The following is a 16,778-nucleotide window of genomic DNA, read 5'->3' as shown; positions in this document are numbered from 1 at the left end:
ACTTTACTGGTAGAAAGCCTAAATTCGATCATTAATTTCTCAGAAAATGATTATTGTGCTACTAATTCGCCACAAGTGGGGGTAAACACATTCCGACGAAAGCAAAAACTATTCCGCCAATCAGTGTGAGAGCAAGGTACCCACATGCCCTCCAAAAGTGTTGGTTCTTAAGGCGTACGATCTCTCCGGCGAGTGTGGACCACGTCGACAGGCCGCCGGCGAAGCCAATCATTACCGTCGCATAGGCCAGAGCAGGCGTCATGCCATTGCTTATCGACGTTCCCCGCGACCACACCACAGCAGCGACACCGGCGACGAAGCAGGCAATCATATTCGCGGTCCACGTTCCGGGTAGTTTGGAATCAGCCCACTTCACCGCAAGTTCGGCCAGCGCATAGCGCAGCGCTCCACCTACTGCCGCGCCAACTGCGATAGCGAGGATGGCAGAGAGTGCCGAGGAAAAAGAGCCGAGGAGATCGCCGGTCATTCCGCGACCTCCCGTGCGCACTTGGTGCCCAACCAGTAGGCGAGAGGGCAGCACAGCAGATGAATAAGTCCGACGCTCACAATCAGTACGACTGACGTGTCCGCTTGCACCAACAAGAGAATGACAAATGCGGAGAAAGTGGTGAAACCGCCACAAAAGCCAGTACCGCAGAAAGCGGAAAGCCGAGGATTAGCAAACGCGATACTGCTGACCAGGCCGAAGAGAAAGCAGCCCAACAAGTTGATGGCAGTGGTCGAAACTGCGCTAGTTCCCGAGCTCACAATCGCATCGATTGCCGCGCCGAGCAGAAAGCGACTTACCGCGCCAATAGCGGCACCGCCGGCGACAACCAGGGCCATGAGAACCTGCGCCCGTCCTGCTGATGGCAGTTTCGCAACGACAGATTCCTCATTCACGGTGAAAACGCTAGCACAGTGGCGAAAGGGGAGGTAGGCGCCGACAATTCGGAATCTTTCACCAGGAGGTGTTCCCGTCGGCACGCGACAATCTACCTACTGCACCCTATTGCAGGGGCGAGTTTGCCTTACCGAGTGGTTCTTGCCATGCGCGCTGACCCTAAAACGGGGACACTGGGGAAGAGGAAGCGCATTTAAGTCCGGTTTCCCCATTCCGGCCGGCTCGTCGGCGGTGAAATCGGTGGTTGCGCAGTTCGCCGATTCAGCAGGAGGATACCCACAATGGCTCATGAGCGCGCCGGGCAATTGGCCCAGCCATCCGACCTTATCGATGTCGCGGAACTGGTCACTGCTTACTACACAAAGCACCCGGACCCGAATAACCCCGACCAGAAGGTCGTCTTCGGTACTTCCGGTCACCGCGGTTCCTCCCTCGACGGCGCTTTCAACGAAGACCACATTCACGCCACTACTCAGGCAATCGTGGATTACCGCAAGGGCCAGGGCATTGAAGGTCCGCTCTACGTCGGTCGCGATACCCACGGCCTGTCCGAGCCGGCAATGATTTCCGCCCTCGAGGTGCTCACGGCCAACGGCATCACCGTGATGGTTGACGCTCAGGATCGCTACACGCCGACTCCGGCAGTCAGCCACGCGATTCTGACGTACAACCGCGACGTGGAGGGAGGTCCGACGGGGAGTAGCGCCGCGCGTGCCGACGGCATCGTGATTACCCCTTCCCACAATCCGCCACGGGATGGTGGTTTTAAGTACAACCCGCCGACCGGTGGTCCGGCGGACGCGGATGCGACGGACTGGATTGCAGCTCGTGCTAATGAATACTTGGCTAAGGGCCTGGATGGGGTTAAGCGCCAGCTGGTGGATAAGGCCGGAGACCTCGTCGTAAAGCACGACTACCTCAACGCATACGTGTCGGACCTGCCGAATGTTGTCAACCTCGACGCCATCCGTGATGCCGGCGTGCGTATCGGCGCCGACCCAATGGGTGGTGCGTCGGTGGATTACTGGGGCGCAATTGGCGATGCGCATAACCTAAACCTGACCGTGGTCAATCCGCTGGTTGATGCGACCTGGCGTTTTATGACGCTGGATACAGACGGCAAGATTCGTATGGACTGCTCCTCGCCGAATGCGATGGCGTCCCTGATTGGTAACCGCGATAAGTTCGACATCTCCACCGGCAATGACGCGGACTCCGATCGCCACGGAATTGTGACACCGGACGCGGGTCTGATGAACCCGAACCACTACCTGGCCGTTGCCATTGACTACCTCTTCGCGCACCGTCCGGGCTGGTCGCAGGAGACCGCGGTCGGTAAGACGCTGGTGTCTTCGTCGATGATTGACCGCGTCGTTGCCAATTTGGGCCGCAAGCTCGTGGAAGTTCCAGTCGGCTTCAAGTGGTTCGTCCCGGGTCTGCTCGGCGGCACCATCGGCTTCGGCGGTGAAGAATCCGCTGGTGCATCGTTCCTGCGTCACGACGGAACTGTGTGGTCTACCGATAAGGACGGCATCATCCTGGACCTCCTGGCCAGCGAGATCAAGGCTGTGACCGAGAAGACTCCATCGCAGCTCTACGCAGAACTCGCCGATAAGTACGGTGCCCCGGCTTACGCCCGCACCGATGCGGACGCAACCCGTGAGCAGAAGGCAATCCTGAAGAAGCTCTCGCCGGAGCAGGTCAAGGCCGACACCCTGGCAGGGGAGACCATTACAGCCAAACTGACTGAAGCACCGGGCAACGGCGCTGCGATTGGTGGCCTCAAGGTGGTTACGGAGAACGCTTGGTTCGCGGCGCGTCCGTCGGGCACTGAAGATAAGTACAAGATCTACGCGGAGTCCTTCAAAGGCGCGGATCACCTGGCACAGGTTCAGGCTGAGGCGCAGGACGTGGTCTCGGCAGTCCTGAACGGGTAATCGGTAACCATTGGGCTAGCTGTAAACAGTTAGCCTGTACTAACATTTCTGTGTATGAAGAATTTCGTAGGCGTGGTGGCACGATTCGGCCTGGCTGCAGTTTGGTTGTACTCGGGTCTTATCAAACTGCTGAACCCGCTGGAATCGCGTCAGGCAGTTCAAGCTTATGAGCTGCTGCCGAGCGATTTGGTGCCGATGGTAGCGGTTGCGCTGCCCGCTTTCGAAGTCATCCTTGGACTCCTGCTGGTATTGGGGCTTTTCCTGCGCCCGGTAGCGGTGTTGTCTGGCGCGCTCTTGCTGGTGTTTATCGGCGGCATTATCTCGGCGTGGGCGCGCGGCCTGCAGATTGACTGCGGTTGCTTTGGTGGCGGTGGCTACGACGAGAACGCTGACGCGGTTTCATATCTAAAGTCAATCGCCCGAGACATCGGTTTTCTGGCCTTGGCTGTATTTGTGTACGTGTGGCCGTGGAAGAAGTTTGCCATTTACGCCTAGTCCGCTGGCTAGAGGGGAAGCCTAGGGGATAGGCCAGGGGAATGGGGCAAGGTGATGGGGCCTAGCGATGCGGCCTAACAACCATTTCCGTTTTCTCAGGCGCAATTGTGTCATTGGCAAGAAAACACCGCTATCGTAAGCGGTGTGAGTCAGAAGATTAAGAATCCAAATGAAAAGGGCAGTGGCTTCGTCGTCGGCCTGATTGCTCTTCTTGCTGTCGTTGCAGTTGTTATTGGTGGCGTTATCTACATCGGCCGGTCGCAGCCGATTGAGGGACTGCCAGATGAGGACGTCGACTTCTCCGTCGCACTCGACGGCGATGTCATCCGACTGAGCAAGGACGGCGCCGAAGGGGCTAAAACAGCCACGATTTTTGAGGACTACTCGTGCCACTACTGTGCTCAGATGAGCGAAGAGGGCCACGATGATGAGCTCAAGGCGCTAAACGACGGCAAGCTTGTCGCTGAATACCGCACGCTGAACTTCCTGGATGGTCAGGAGAAGGAGCAGCGTGACGGTCACTCCACTCGCGTCTTCGCGGTTGCCCGCAAGATTGCTGAGACCGGTGATGCTCGCGCATATTGGAACTTCCGCACGATGATGATGGCTGACCAGCAGAACTCTGTCACGTGGAGCGATGATGAGTTGGCTGACCGTCTGGAGCAGCTCGGTGTTGCTGACGAAATTGTCAGCGAAGTCCGTTCCGGCATCGACACCACCGAGGCTAAGGCAAGCGCAAATGCCAACTTCGATGACCTTGAGAAGCGCTTGGGCAAGGTTTCCTCACCGCACGTCTTTGTCGATGGCAAGGATATTCTGGAGAACATTTCCGGTGATGGCGGACTGGGGCAGTGGGTCAAGGTGGCCCTGCGCTAGGTTCCGTGCACGCTCACACGATTCATCTTCAGTTCATGTTCGGCAGATCCACTCTGGGGCACTCGGCGAATACGTAAAAGAGTGTTCTACATGCGGATTTGGTGATACATGACAGTGCCATGTAGCCTTTGAGGAGTCCACAGCGGAGGGTGAAAGCCACTTCGATGTTGATTCTGGGGCTATGGCGCAGCTGGTAGCGCACCACACTGGCAGTGTGGGGGTCACGGGTTCGAGTCCCGTTAGCTCCACCAGTATGAAATCCCTCGGTCGAAATGACCGGGGGTTTTCTTGTATCTACCCTGGTAGCGACTGGTTTCAGTCTACATGATTAATGTCCTGTTGTGGACTCGGATAGACTGGAATCTGGCACAAATCTGGCATATCTGGCACAAATCTGGCACGCCCGACATGACCACCACAGGCGGAAACAATGGCATTCGGCAGTATCCGAAAACTCAAGTCTGGAAGATTCCAGGCTCGCTACACCTACCGGGGGCAGGAGTGTAAAGCCCCAGACACTTTCAAAACCCGCGGCCTTGCTCAAGGCTGGCTCAATGAAGAAGAAAAGCTAATCAGTTTCAATGAGTGGACACCACCAGAGCAGCGCGCGGCGGAAGAGCAGCTAGCGCAGCAGCGCCACGCCCTTACCGTGGAAGCATGGCTAGAGCAGTATCACGACGGCCTTACAGTCCGCGCGTCCACGCTGCAGATCTACCGGCGTACCGTCCGCAACCGCATTACTGACCCGCGGCCCCCTGGTGACTTGGATCCCGACATCACCCGGCTTGCCGGTATTCCCCTTGTGGAACTGACTAAAGCCGATGTTTATTCGTGGTGGGACGGTATCACCCGCGCTTATGACACCCCGGAAACCAACCACAAGGCCTATGTGCGGCTTAAAGCGGCGTGTGATGAAGCTCAGCGACGCGAGTTGATAGACCGTAGCCCGGTAGAGATTGCGGCCGCTAAACGGCGTAGAGAGCGGGAATTACCGTATCTGCCAACCACGGAAGAGCTGCATGCCGTGGTGTCTGCAATGAAGCCGTCTTACAAGCTGCTAACCGTGCTGTGTCTGTTCCACGGTCTGCGTATCGGTGAAGCAATCGCTCTGGAAGTGGACGATGTTATTTGCGATGTACCGGTGCCGTATGCCCCTCGGTACTCGATTCGGGTTAGGCAGAATGCCCAGCGGATTACACCGGACGGCGGTAGCACGTACATGCTGGTGCAAAAGCCTAAGAGCCAGGCGGGTAACAGGGAGGTCCCCTTTATGCCGTCAATGGTGCCGCTGTTGTGGGAGCACCTGGCTAAGCACGTAGCCCCGGACCCGGTGGCCCTTAATCTGGCTGATGAGCTCGGGGGCGGCACACGCCCGGCGCGATTGCTCACCACCACCGGGGCGGGCGAAATTGTTATGGATACGTCTTACCGGTCGGTGTTGGATCGTGCTACTAAGCGGGCGGGTGTGTCTGAGCGGATTAAACCGCATTCGGGTAGGCGCTGGTTGGTGACTCGGCTTGCGGAAGAGGGTGCGCATGTAAAAGAGATTGGCCGCATTCTCGGTGATGATGATTTGAGTGTGATTATGGGCATTTATATGCAGGTTCGGGCTGAGCGGACAACGGAGCTTATGGACGTGGTGGACGTGTCGGTTACGGCGGCGCGTCGGGCAGGGCAGGAGTAGAGATATGGCTGAAAAGAAAAGTGAGCGGCACCGGCTTGACGGTTTGACTATTCGCGTACTTGATGGGCGGTACATCATGGGAGACCTAATATGTGGGCTTCGACTCATTGGAGGGCGCGTGTCGTGGAGAATCTCAGTTGTGAACCGTTGGGGGGATGATTTCATCCCAGATTGGGTGGTGGGCCCCCGTCAACGGACTTCACAGCTCTGGAGGGACTACCATATTGACCGGGGTTCTGGGAGGCCTAAGAAGTCCTGGTATGTGGTGTTCCCTGACTTCCGCATTCGTGAGGAAAAGCTGGCGCCGATACTAGACGCGCTAATACGCGAGGACATTTATGAGGTTCAGTATTCGGCTCTAAGGCGTGCGCTCGGAATGTAGCGGCCAGTGCAGTCCTGACGCGAGCATGTGAGGCCATGATAAGGTGAAAGAAGTTCTTCACATTTGGTTTGAGCCGTATCACTGTAGTGAAGCCAGTCCACTCCGATTCCGGAGTGCAGGGCCGTTAAGAACGGGACTAAGACGGTGGATGGCAGAGTTTCTACTGTCCCTAGCGCCTAAATGCGGCGCTTTGTAGTAAAGCCCCGATTCGTTGGGGATTACTACTCGTACCCAAAATAGGTACGTGGGAAAGAGTGTAGAACTCATGTCTAATGTGTCTCGCACCACAGCGAACACCGCCACATCCAACGCCCGCCTGGCGCGTAATTTGAAGCCCCGGCTTATGGGTAGCGTAAAAGACGCTGCAGGCCGCTGGGCAATCAGCGAAAAGACTATCCGGCGCATGATCAACGCCGGGGAGCTCGTCGGCTACTATCCGACGCCCCGCACCCTGCGTGTGGACATGCTCGAGCTCGATGCCCTCATGGAGTCCCGCGCCACCCGCAAGGTGGTGGCGTAACAATGACTACCAACTACGCCCCAGCCGATTCGCTGGCCTACATCAATGAAAATGGTCTAATCGACGCGGCCATAGAAGCGCTGTACACACTCTCAGACGATATGAGCGCGCCCGAACAGGCAGACCTTGCGGTAACTGTTCTGGAGACCCTGAAGAAGATCCTTGCGTATGAAGTCCGGGTACACCGGCTTGATACAGCCACGCACTACAGCAATGACATCCCCCTGCGTGTTACCGGGCTAGAGCCGTATGAAGAAGTCGATACCGACGGCGTGCGGCATACGGGAGTACGTCCGTTCACCACCTGTATGCACCCCAGTGGTGCGGTAACCCACCCGGCTATCGACAACGGCGGGGAGGTGGCGTAACCCATGGCTGAAAAGAATATCCCCGCGCCGGGCCAGCACGGGGACAATCAAGCAAGTTTCTACCGCCATACTAACCCAGTAGGGCAGGGAACACCTAGCGTGTGGGAGTCCTTTGCGGTACAAACACTTGCCTATCTTGTCTCCAGTACGGCGGAAACAGCGCAGTTCGCTATCGCCCGGCGCGGCTTAACCGTGCAGGCGTTCCCTAGGTTGTATCAACCGGCGTTTGAGGTGCTGCTAGGTGGTGTCCTGGAGCTGCTGGAGACGGGCCGGGGCCAGGAGACTGTGAACGTTGTGCAGTTCGGGCAGCGTCTGCATGAGCGGCAAGGCCCGGTGAGCGTCCGGGTAATGCAGCGGATTACCGGAAGTGGCTGCTACCGCGCCGATAAAGCACTGTGTTTCGCTGAGCTTGGGCTGATTAATGTTGCGGCGTGCCTGCTGGTTGAACAGTCTGGTTTTGCGGCCCTGGTGCAGGCTCAGGCGGGTATCCAACGCTGCTTAGACGAAGCAACTTTGGTCGGTACTGGTGAAGTGGTGGACCGCGTTCTGTATGCGCAGGCAGCAGGGCAACGCGCGCTGATCAACGGGCAGCAGGTCCGGGCTTACTCTCCAGCTCAGGGGGTGGCCTAATGGCTGGAATGACTGCAAGCGACGTGAAGCAGACAATGCAGCGCGCGGAAGCAACCGCGGCTAGGGTCGGTGCGGATATTCCGCTGGACTCGGTACTAACCGCACAAGAGTGGGAGCAGCTGCATAGGGACGTATTCGACGGCTCAGACACGCTCGAGCACCTACAGGATTACGCCCGGGCCCACTACGTGCCACCGATTGCATTCCTACTTGTGACGCTGACCAGGATTGCGGCGGCAAGCCACCCAACTACCGTTAACGCTGGGCTGGGCCCCACACCACTGAACACGTATCTTGTGCTGGTCGGTGATTCCGGTATGGGCAAGGATTCGGTAATCAGTCGGTCTACTAAGGCCTACCCACTGGTCCGCACCAGTTTCCCGGCGGGGCTGGAAGAGCGGCCGCTAGGCTCGGGTGAATCGCTGGTATCCGCGTTTATGCCACCCGCGCCGGACAAAGATGACCCGGCCCCTAAACCTAACCCCCGGGTGCTGTTCACGGAGACGGAAATCAGCAACGCCGAAACATTGATGAAGCGCGACGGTGCCACACTTAGGCAAAACCTGCTGAAGCTCTACAGCGGTAGCACTGTCGGTAATGCGACGAAAAACAGTGTGGACACCGTAGCCGGGGGCACGTATTCCACCGGCCTGATTATCGGAGCCCAGCGGGGCAGGGTAGGGGCGCTGCTGGATAACCCCGATGATGGATTGCCCCACCGGTTCATGTGGACGGAGTTGCTAGATCCGAACGTGCCTAGCCAGTTGCCTAAGGTTGGGCCAGAGTTGGACGCGGTGCAATTCCCTAAGGCGGGAACAGCGATTCAGGCATGCGGTAAGGCCAGTGGGCAGGTGAAGCAGCGCAGCAGGTTGCGGCTCACTAAGGGCTATACAGGCGGGCTTGACTCGCACCTGTTGTTAACTCGGGTGCGTATCGCTGCACTGCTGGCCGTGTTTAGAGGGCATGCGGAAGATCGCGGCTTTACCGATGATGATTGGCGGCGTGCGGGCGCGCTCGTAGCGTACTCAAAGAAAGTACGTGAGTCCTGTAACGAACGCCTGCAGACCTCAGCCGTGGTAAAGCAGATGACACGTGAAGAAGCAGAGTACGCAACACGTAGGGAGCGCATTCACCAATTGGTCTACGACAAGTTGCGGGACAGTGAGCAGGTGCGTGTAAGTGAGATTACTAATCCACAGCGCAGGTGGCGTAATGACGCTCAAGACATGATTGCGGAACTGGTACACGCTAAGGCTATTCACTACGTCGATAAGCAGTGTTGGATTATCGGCAAGGGCGAAACATGGCAGGACTTTGCGCGCTCGCGTAGCACCCCGTCCTAAGTGACCTATTCGACCTAACCCCAGGTAGGCGGTGGTTTCCAGTGTCCTAACCACCGTCCTAACCCGTCCTAACCTAGGACACGAAGATAGGACACCATAGGACACCACATAGGACACCAAAAAACGCCCTGACCAGCACATAGGACACTTAGGCCACGTAGGACAGGGGGTAAGAAAAAAGGACGTCCTAGCCTAAAGGGAGCAGCCCGGCGCGCCGGGCGGCCCTGTGGTTAAAGACCCCTGGGGGCTATCCCCTCAGCGAGATTAATCCCGGCCCCCGGTGGCGTAGGTGTGAGGGGCGGTTACAGGTCTGGAGTTTTATACCCCAGGGGGCAACCCCCTCCCTCGGGGCGCATGGCCCCCGGTTGGCAATGGCGCTAGGGCTGCGCCTGGCCGTGGGGGTCCAGGCCCAGGGGGTGCCCCCCCTCCCCAGTCCGTCGTGTCGGCCGGAAGGCATTGCTGCGCTGTTCGTGTACGGGTTTGAGCATTTTCGCATTTTTCCGGTGAGTGGCAGCAGATAGCAGTGTGGGGCGGTTCAACATCACACGAAAACGTTTGTGAAGTGAACTAGTATGAAAACATGATGGTTCACCACACAAACACACCTGAACAACAGGCCATTGAAACACGACTCGCCACAGCACTAGCCACTATTGCGCGGCTGGCGGAAAACCTTAATGACCTTATCGGCGGTCATGGCCGCGTGGCGCGGTTCGGAGAAATCAGGCGGCGTAATCCACGCTCAACACCGCCATGTAATTTGAGCTGGCTGCAGTTGTCGATAGAGCTGCAGGACCTACTCAAGTGCGGTGTGCTGCAGGCGCGTGCTGACGGCATTGCAGGCGTTCCGCGCGATCGCAGCGGTGAAGCGCTTGCTTGGTGGCTGGCAGGTCACAGCAACCAACTAGCAGCGCAGCAATGGGTTACCTCGGCCCCGTGGTGGTCCTTGCGCTCGGGTAGCAATGGGGTGTCCTGGCTCGATGAGGTAGAGCTGTACGCCGGTACCTTAGAGAGCGCTATCAACCCGCCTGAAAAACACCCACCGGCAGGCAGCACGGTAGAGGTTGCAACCTGGTGCGGCGTGTCTGCTACCTCGGTCCGCAATTGGCGGCGCGCTGGAAAACTACAAGGATTCTGGAGCGGCAAGAAATGGGTCTACAGGACTAGCGACGTGCTGAGGGTGAAAGAAGAAATGGCGGCGCGCCGGGCGGGGTAGTCGGTGCCGGATAAGCCGGGTGAGTGCTGCAGTCCGTGCCCGGTGCATGTGTCCTTGAGGTGTGCGGCCCCCGGGAAATCTTAGGGCGGTGGCTCGCCAGCGACTCTCTCGGTTCGCTGTGCTTGCTTGTCTCTCTCTCCTTTTGTTTTGTGGTGCTAATTAGCGGGTGGGGAGGTATCCCTGGCGGTGTCCATGGCGCTAAAGGGCACTGCGTTGTTGCGGTACCTCCCCCGGTGGCTTGTGGTGTCGAACGGGCCCAAGAACAGGGGTTGGGTCGCTGCTGTTTGGTGGCGGTTGCTGCAGGTGGCGGGCTGTTTTAAGGGTGGGGGTTGCCGTAAACTATCGGTGTCAAAACGTAAAGGGTATGTGAGGTGTTTGCATGAAGTTGGAAGCCGGTAAGTGGCAACTGCAGTTTGATGAGCTCACGGCGCTGATCCGGTCGCTGGAAGCGATGGAGCCTAAGCCTGCGAAAGAGATTGTGGCGGCGTATGCGCAGCGGGCGCGCGCGATTGAGGCCCTGGAAAAATCGCCATTCGGCAAGCGCTAACAGGCGGACGGCGCTTAGCCCTAAGTATTCTTCCTAGTGTTAGATTTCCCTCTAGTCGGTATGGTTAGAGCATGGGCAAGGGATTAGGCACTACTCAGCGGGCAATACTGACAGCACTACGCACACACACTTACGCAGAGCTGCAAAAATGGATAACGGCCCACCCTGGCAGGCAAGACGTGTTTCTGTTGCCCATGTTGACCACTGAGGTGGCAAAAGCCGTAAACCGTTCACCCCGGCAAGTGCTGCAGACTATGGAGAGCTTAGAAAAGCGGGGGCTAGTTGAATCCTCTCTGTCATGGAGTGAATGGGTGCCCACTAAGCGACGTACCGCGCCGGGCCGTGACCGTATCCCGCTAGAGATCATTGACCAGGGGGCTGTACGGCGGGCTGTGGTTGCGGCGGAAGAGCAGCTACAAGGTTGGGTGCCCCGCTATACGGACCGCTGGGGAGAAGAGCATTACCCGGACAAGGTGCGGGTTACTATTCAGGTCTGGAATGAACGGTATGGTGGCGGCTCGGTGATTGAGCGGCCGGTTATGTCTCGGGTGTTTTGGGCTGTTCTGCCTACTGGTGTGCGTGTTGAAGATATTGGGCCAGCGTGGGTAGGGGAGTACGGGGATTAGCGCGCGGTAATCCGCATGCCGGGTTATTCTGTCGGTGCCCCTGTTGACTGTGAGACTGTGGCGATAGCCCTACTGCTGGCGGCGCACTCCCCCCCCCTGCGTGCTGGTGGTAGGGCGCTTTTGTCTCGGTGAATTTTACGCCGGTGTAAAAATTCCGTGCGCATGTGGGGCTTACCCTCGTTTCCGACTGGGGAATTTCCCCAGTCGAGTTAGCTTCCGTGCGCATGTGGGGCTTACCCTCGTTGACCTGCGCAAAACCCCTGTTCGCAAATCGATTCTAAGCGGTTAAACGACGGGAGCACGTACCCTAACACCCCTTAATCGCTTACAGGGCGTTCTACAGCACCGGCCCCAACCTGCGATTATGTAAAAACCGGGTGATTCTTACACTTAGCAGGCTCGGGCCGGTCGCTTAATGACTTAGCTGTTGTTGGTATCGCCCGGCGCGGCTCGGTGCGCGTCACGGGCAGCTTCAAGAGCCATTTGAACTTCCTTGTGTGTGTCACGGCCGGCAATGCGGCTAAGTGTGTCGGTGAGGGTGTTCACATGCTCAATGGTGAGCGGCGTGCCGTCGTTGATCTCGTCGGCTAACGGGAGCTCGGGGCAAACAATGCTTGCGGTGAGTTCCTGTAGTTCTCGGAGTGCGTGGGCGGTGTAGGTGGACATAGTGGTTTTCCGTTCTTTTGGTCTAGTGGTTGGTAGCGTGTGGGCTGTATGTGTGTTCGGTGTAGACGGTCAAATGTGGCGGTCCTTTCTAGGTGTTTTTGGGGGCGCTTTTTGGAAAATCTGGCACATATCTGGCACGCCCGAACGGTTATTTTTTCGGTTAAGCCGCCTACCTGGGTAAATGCCCTTAGTTTGTGAAGCCCCGTTAGCTCCACCAGTAGAAAAACCCTCGGTCGTTATGACCGGGGGTTTTCTTGTATCTGCCCCTGGGTAGTGTGCTCGCCGTTTACCTCAATGATTGGTAATCCGTATGGCTGTAGCAACTTTGTCTGAACGGTGGAATACTGGGGGTATGGCACACAACGACTCCGTTATTCAGAAACTGTCCACCGAAGAATCCCTTGAGCTGCTGGCTACGCAGACTTTTGGGCGACTGGTTGTTCGTCGTAAAGACGATATGGATCTTTTCCCACTGAACTACGTCGTTCATGAGGGGAACATTTACTTCCGCACTGCCGAGGGGTCGAAGCTCTTTACTGTTTCTCTGAACCACGATGTTCTTTTTGAGGCCGACTTTGTTGACAAGGATGCTCAGAAGGCCTGGTCGGTCATCGTTAAGGGGGACGCAGAGGTTCTCACCTCCCGCGCTGATATTAACGCTGCAGATGAGCTGCCGCTGAAGCCCTGGCTGCCGACGTTGAAGTACAACTACGTGCGCATTACCCCGAACAATGTTTCGGGTCGCCATTTCCACCTCGGGGAGGAGCCGAATCGCTACGAAGCGTAGCGGCGGCATACGGCGCTTTTGCTTGACGACGGTGGGGGCTCCGTCGTGAAGCAGAGATAGCAGCGTGCAAAGGCAGCTTTTAGTGACTGAGCACCGCCGTTAGCTGTTTTTTTAAAAATTGTTGGGTTAAATTACCCAAAAGCGCCCTAAGTGAGATTCAACGCGTTACAGTCGCAAATGTGACGTGCACCATAGAATCGACCGATGGGGTGCCAGCGCAGCCCGATGTGCGCAGGCAGTCCCCACGTATGCAGAAGATCGTAGATGAAGCGCGCGCGATGCTGCGCGAATCGGGCTGGAGTGCTATCAGCATGCGCCGCCTAGCGGCGCGGCTCGATGTGAAGGCGCCATCGCTGTACAAGCACATCAGCGGCAAAGAAGAGCTCCTTCAGCTGCTGCTGACCGAGAGCCTCGAGAATCTGGGCAAGCGTATTCATGCTGCCATTGATGAGGAATGCACTTCGGCGTCTCTGCTGCAGGCGTACCGCCAGGCAGTTCTCGACGATCCGCATGGTTACCGGCTGATGAGTCGCACTAATTTCGTGAATGTCGTCTCGCCTTCGTCGTTGGATGCCTGGATTCGTGATGCATTCATTAAGGTTGCCGGCGATGAGCCTAAGGGATTGGCCATGTGGGCGTTCGCCCACGGTTTGGTGACCGCCGAGCTCGTCCAGGATGGTTCACCTGCGCTGGAACCCAGCGCTGAAGCCGGTGCGGCAGACAGCTTGGCCGCAGTTGGGGCTATTTGGGACGCTGGCGCGGAGGCCTTCTCTTAAGGGGTTTGCTGCTCTGTCCGGGACGCTGGATCGGTGGCCCGGGGCAGTAGCCTAGCGCCACCAGGAATCGGCCGGTCCGGGAGGGACGGCTCGCTTGTGCCGGGAAATGGAGTAGAGATACTCGATTCGCGCGGCATCCTCATCTGAGACGGCCTTGCCTTCGAGGTAGTCGTCGATGGCGGTATAGGTCACCCCGAGTGCAACTTCGTCGGGAAGCGCAGGGCGATCTTCTTCCAGGTCGGCCGTCGGCACCTTCTCCCACGTACTGGCTGGTGCGCCGAGGGGACGGAGTAAGGCCGCGCCCTGGCGCTTGCTCAGCCCCTGCAGCGGAACGAGGTCGCAGGCGCCGTCGCCGTGCTTGGTGTAGAAGCCGGTGACAGCCTCCGCGGCGTGATCTGTGCCGATGACCAAAGCGCCGTCAACACCCGCCACTGCGTACTGGGCAATCATGCGCATGCGGGCCTTAATATTTCCCTTGTTGAAGTCGCTGATAGCGCTGCCGGCCAGGGCATCGGTGACCTGGGCGGTCATCGCGGCGGTGGCCGGTTCGATATCGATAGTTAGCCTTTGGTCAGGTTGAATGAATTGCAGTGCCACCTGTGCGTCGTCCTCATCGGCCTGCACGCCGTGGGGGAGGCGAATGGCAATGAAGGTGGCGTCCTCGCCGCCGTCGCGAAGCTTTTCGACGGCCAACTGCGCTAGACGTCCGGCTAGCGTGGAATCTTGACCGCCGGAAATTCCGAGCACGAATCCCTTGGCGTGCGCGGCGCGGAAATAATCGCAGAGAAAATCGACTCGGCGGCTGATTTCCTCGGCGGCATTGATGGTGGGCTGGACGTGGAGGTCGTTAATAATCTCCGACTGGAGGGGGTGTGGGAAATCCTGTGTGCCTACTGGTGTCATGAGCCTCACTCTACCGCTAGTTCAGGACGGGAAAAGGGATGATTTTCCTGCCAGAAGAGTGCCAAAACTCTCATCTTTATCGAGTAAGTGCTGTTCGGATAGGGGGTCTTTGGCCGGACGGTGGCAAGATTTCCAGCGTGAGTACAACCGAACAGAATAAGACTGGACCGAACCGGGAAACCACCACAACTCGGTCGATAGCCGTGGCTATCATCGCCGCTCTGGGCGGCCTCCTCTTTGGTTACGACACCGGTGTCATCTCGGGCGCGCTGCTGTATATCCAGCGCTCTTTTGAGCTGACTCCAGGACAGGAGTCCACTGTCACCGCCATGCTCTTGGTCGGTGCGGCTATCGGTGCGTTCCTGGGCGGTCGCGTAGCGGACTCCCTGGGGCGCCGTGGCACCATCCTGCTCGGAGCGGTCGGCTTCATCATCGGCAGTATCTGGTGTGCTTTCGCTACTAGTGCGTTTTCGCTGGGTGCTGCGCGTACTTTGCTCGGCGTCTGTATCGGTGGTGTTTCCATCGTCGTACCGATGTACATCTCCGAAATGGCACCACCGCATGTGCGTGGACGCCTGGTCAGCCTGAACTCGCTGATGATCGTGATTGGTCAGCTGGTGGCGTTCCTCACCAACTCCGCCCTAGCCTCCTCCGGTAACTGGCGACTCATGCTTGGACTCGGCGCTGTCCCCGGCATCGTGCTGCTCATCGGCATGCTGGTTCTGCCGGACACTCCGGCCTACCTCGTCCGTCGAGGACAGGAGGGCAAGGCGCTGGCCGTGCTGCGTCAGATGCAGGGAGATGAGGCGACCCTGGCTGAGGTTGCCGTTGATGAGGCGTCGTCAAGCGCCGATCAGCGTGCAGCCGAGCGCCTTGCCGTGAAAACCCCGTGGGTGCGACGCACCGTCATTATTGCGATGCTCATTGGTGTGACGCAACAGGTCACGGGCGCGAACGCGATTATGTATTTCGCGCCGACGATGATGAACAAGGTTGGCTTGTCGACGGAAAGCTCTGTCTATACCTCCATCATCATCGGTATCGCCTCGGTGATTTCGTGTGCAATTGGTATGAGCATCATTGACCGCGTTGGTCGTCGGCGAATGCTGATTATCGGTTTGGTGGGCTGTGCAAGCTCGCTGCTCGTGCTGGCGCCCGTCTATGGTTTGTCGAGTAACTCTTCGACGGGTGCCATGATGTCGCTTCTGCTGATGACCGTATTTATCGTGTTTCAGCAGGCGGCTGTGTCGGTGGCGACCTGGCTCCTGATTTCCGAGATCATCCCGACAGAGGCTCGTGGCCTGGGTATGGGGCTGGCAGGGCTCGCGCTATGGGTTGCGAATTGGTTTGTGGCGCAGGCTTTTCTTCCGATGGTGGATGCTGTCGGTGGTGCGTGGTCGTTCTTCTTCTTTGCCATTACGGGCGCAATTGCGCTGGTATTCACCATCAAGGCGGTGCCGGAGACCTCAGGTAAGACGCTTGCCGAGGTCCGCGAGTACATGATTGCCGCTGCCAAGTAGAGAAGTGGAAGCAGTTGCAACGTGGGGAGTCGCGATCTTGGGGTTGCCCGTCAAAGAACATGTTTCCCCCGGATTTTTGGAGTTATTCCGCTTATTAGGTAGTATGGCAACTCGTGTCGTAACGCATCCTCTTTGATATTTCTTCGGATTATCAGGAAGGGTGCGTTGCCAGGCAGTCACTGGGGTGATTGTCCGGGGAGAGTGCAGTGTGCACATTCCCGTTTCGGAGCCGAGTAGAAAGGAGCGCCCGAATGAAGGTCCGCAAGTCCCTTCGGTCGCTGAAGAACAAGCCGGGCGCTCAGGTCGTGCGCCGTCGTGGCAAGGTCTACGTGATCAACAAGAAGGAGCCGCGCTTCAAGGCCCGTCAGGGCTAAGCCTTATTTAGGCTAGCGCGAAGCAAATAGCTTCCTCATTTATTGCCAAAACCGCAATCTGAAGTCGCAGTTTTACTGTGGCCAAAGGTTGCGGTTTTTGGTTTTTGGAGGAGGTAGGTTCAGGCGGTGACAGCGTTTATGGCTGGGGGCGGTGGGGCGATGGAAGTTACTGACTGCGTTTATGTCAAAATTGGCCCGGTAGGTTCAGGCGGTGAATGCATCAC

Annotated in this window: 19 protein-coding genes and 1 tRNA gene; 16 read left to right on the top strand and 4 right to left on the bottom strand. The window is 57.8% G+C overall.

Annotated elements, in window-relative coordinates:
- Positions 1–61: 61 nt before the first annotated feature.
- Together HMPREF2562_RS09630 and HMPREF2562_RS09625 are read right to left on the bottom strand one after the other, a co-directional pair.
- Positions 62–487: a fluoride efflux transporter FluC gene (locus HMPREF2562_RS09630; RefSeq protein WP_049172850.1), complete on the bottom strand. Its 426-nt coding sequence runs from the start codon at positions 485–487 to the stop codon at positions 62–64.
- Complete coding sequence (locus HMPREF2562_RS09625; protein ID WP_224784093.1) at positions 484–903, bottom strand: fluoride efflux transporter FluC; 420 nt, start codon at positions 901–903, stop codon at positions 484–486. The genes HMPREF2562_RS09630 and HMPREF2562_RS09625 overlap by 4 nt, the downstream gene beginning before the upstream one ends.
- Before the next feature lie 282 nt (positions 904–1,185).
- On the opposite strand from HMPREF2562_RS09625, the gene pgm reads away from it, so the two are divergent.
- The 12 genes from pgm (at position 1,186) to HMPREF2562_RS10910 (ending at position 11,528) form a co-directional block, all read left to right on the top strand.
- Positions 1,186–2,841 carry a phosphoglucomutase (alpha-D-glucose-1,6-bisphosphate-dependent) gene (gene pgm, locus HMPREF2562_RS09620; protein WP_048733320.1) on the top strand — a complete coding sequence of 552 codons (1,656 nt, stop codon included), beginning with the start codon at positions 1,186–1,188 and terminating at the stop codon, positions 2,839–2,841.
- Between the two features lie 54 nt (positions 2,842–2,895).
- On the top strand, positions 2,896–3,336 hold the full coding sequence (locus HMPREF2562_RS09615) for a MauE/DoxX family redox-associated membrane protein (RefSeq protein ID WP_048733317.1): 441 nt from the start codon (positions 2,896–2,898) through the stop codon (positions 3,334–3,336).
- Between the two features lie 144 nt (positions 3,337–3,480).
- Positions 3,481–4,212, top strand: coding sequence for a DsbA family protein (locus HMPREF2562_RS09610; protein WP_070429782.1), 732 nt, complete (start codon positions 3,481–3,483; stop codon positions 4,210–4,212).
- 175 nt (positions 4,213–4,387) lie between these two features.
- Positions 4,388–4,463, top strand: a tRNA-Ala gene (locus HMPREF2562_RS09605).
- 179 nt (positions 4,464–4,642) lie between these two features.
- Positions 4,643–5,896 (top strand): tyrosine-type recombinase/integrase, encoded by a 1,254-nt coding sequence (locus tag HMPREF2562_RS09600; RefSeq protein ID WP_070549925.1) that lies wholly within the window; start codon positions 4,643–4,645, stop codon positions 5,894–5,896.
- A gap of 647 nt (positions 5,897–6,543) precedes the next feature.
- Positions 6,544–6,798, top strand: coding sequence for a MerR family transcriptional regulator (locus HMPREF2562_RS09590; protein ID WP_070549923.1), 255 nt, complete (start codon positions 6,544–6,546; stop codon positions 6,796–6,798).
- Positions 6,799–6,800: 2 nt separating this feature from the next.
- Complete coding sequence (locus HMPREF2562_RS09585; protein ID WP_070549922.1) at positions 6,801–7,166, top strand: hypothetical protein; 366 nt, start codon at positions 6,801–6,803, stop codon at positions 7,164–7,166.
- A 3-nt stretch (positions 7,167–7,169) separates the two neighbouring features.
- A complete protein-coding gene (locus HMPREF2562_RS09580; RefSeq protein WP_070549921.1) occupies positions 7,170–7,796 on the top strand; it encodes a hypothetical protein in 627 nt (208 codons plus the stop codon).
- Complete coding sequence (locus HMPREF2562_RS09575; RefSeq protein WP_070549920.1) at positions 7,796–9,139, top strand: hypothetical protein; 1,344 nt, start codon at positions 7,796–7,798, stop codon at positions 9,137–9,139. The genes HMPREF2562_RS09580 and HMPREF2562_RS09575 overlap by 1 nt, the downstream gene beginning before the upstream one ends.
- 580 nt (positions 9,140–9,719) lie before the next feature.
- Positions 9,720–10,355: a helix-turn-helix domain-containing protein gene (locus HMPREF2562_RS09570; protein ID WP_070549919.1), complete on the top strand. Its 636-nt coding sequence runs from the start codon at positions 9,720–9,722 to the stop codon at positions 10,353–10,355.
- A gap of 379 nt (positions 10,356–10,734) precedes the next feature.
- Positions 10,735–10,902 (top strand): hypothetical protein, encoded by a 168-nt coding sequence (locus HMPREF2562_RS10985; protein WP_168162082.1) that lies wholly within the window; start codon positions 10,735–10,737, stop codon positions 10,900–10,902.
- Between the two features lie 311 nt (positions 10,903–11,213).
- On the top strand, positions 11,214–11,528 hold the full coding sequence (locus tag HMPREF2562_RS10910) for a hypothetical protein (protein ID WP_126107920.1): 315 nt from the start codon (positions 11,214–11,216) through the stop codon (positions 11,526–11,528).
- A gap of 420 nt (positions 11,529–11,948) precedes the next feature.
- Here HMPREF2562_RS10910 and HMPREF2562_RS09560 read toward each other — a convergent pair whose 3' ends face one another.
- Positions 11,949–12,194, bottom strand: coding sequence for a hypothetical protein (locus tag HMPREF2562_RS09560; protein ID WP_070549917.1), 246 nt, complete (start codon positions 12,192–12,194; stop codon positions 11,949–11,951).
- Positions 12,195–12,546: 352 nt separating this feature from the next.
- Between HMPREF2562_RS09560 and HMPREF2562_RS09555 the strand changes: the two genes are divergently transcribed.
- Both HMPREF2562_RS09555 and HMPREF2562_RS09550 read left to right on the top strand, forming a co-directional pair.
- Positions 12,547–12,981, top strand: a complete 435-nt coding sequence (locus HMPREF2562_RS09555; RefSeq protein ID WP_070549916.1) for a pyridoxamine 5'-phosphate oxidase family protein — start codon at positions 12,547–12,549, stop codon at positions 12,979–12,981.
- Positions 12,982–13,160: 179 nt separating this feature from the next.
- Positions 13,161–13,757: a TetR/AcrR family transcriptional regulator gene (locus HMPREF2562_RS09550; protein ID WP_224784081.1), complete on the top strand. Its 597-nt coding sequence runs from the start codon at positions 13,161–13,163 to the stop codon at positions 13,755–13,757.
- Positions 13,758–13,808: 51 nt separating this feature from the next.
- Here HMPREF2562_RS09550 and nadE read toward each other — a convergent pair whose 3' ends face one another.
- Entirely contained in the window at positions 13,809–14,660 is an 852-nt protein-coding gene (gene nadE / locus HMPREF2562_RS09545) for an ammonia-dependent NAD(+) synthetase (protein ID WP_070549915.1), read from the bottom strand.
- A 38-nt stretch (positions 14,661–14,698) separates the two neighbouring features.
- Between nadE and HMPREF2562_RS09540 the strand changes: the two genes are divergently transcribed.
- Together HMPREF2562_RS09540 and ykgO are read left to right on the top strand one after the other, a co-directional pair.
- Positions 14,699–16,180: a sugar porter family MFS transporter gene (locus HMPREF2562_RS09540; RefSeq protein ID WP_141744329.1), complete on the top strand. Its 1,482-nt coding sequence runs from the start codon at positions 14,699–14,701 to the stop codon at positions 16,178–16,180.
- Between the two features lie 251 nt (positions 16,181–16,431).
- Positions 16,432–16,554, top strand: a complete 123-nt coding sequence (ykgO, locus tag HMPREF2562_RS09535) for a type B 50S ribosomal protein L36 (protein WP_005511141.1) — start codon at positions 16,432–16,434, stop codon at positions 16,552–16,554.
- Positions 16,555–16,778 lie beyond the last annotated feature (224 nt).

This window comes from Corynebacterium sp. HMSC077G07 (assembly GCF_001809225.1).
Taxonomy (GTDB): domain Bacteria; phylum Actinomycetota; class Actinomycetes; order Mycobacteriales; family Mycobacteriaceae; genus Corynebacterium; species Corynebacterium jeikeium_D.
The sequence above is the reverse complement of the archived record's forward strand: the minus strand, read 5'-3'. Positions and strand labels throughout refer to the sequence as shown.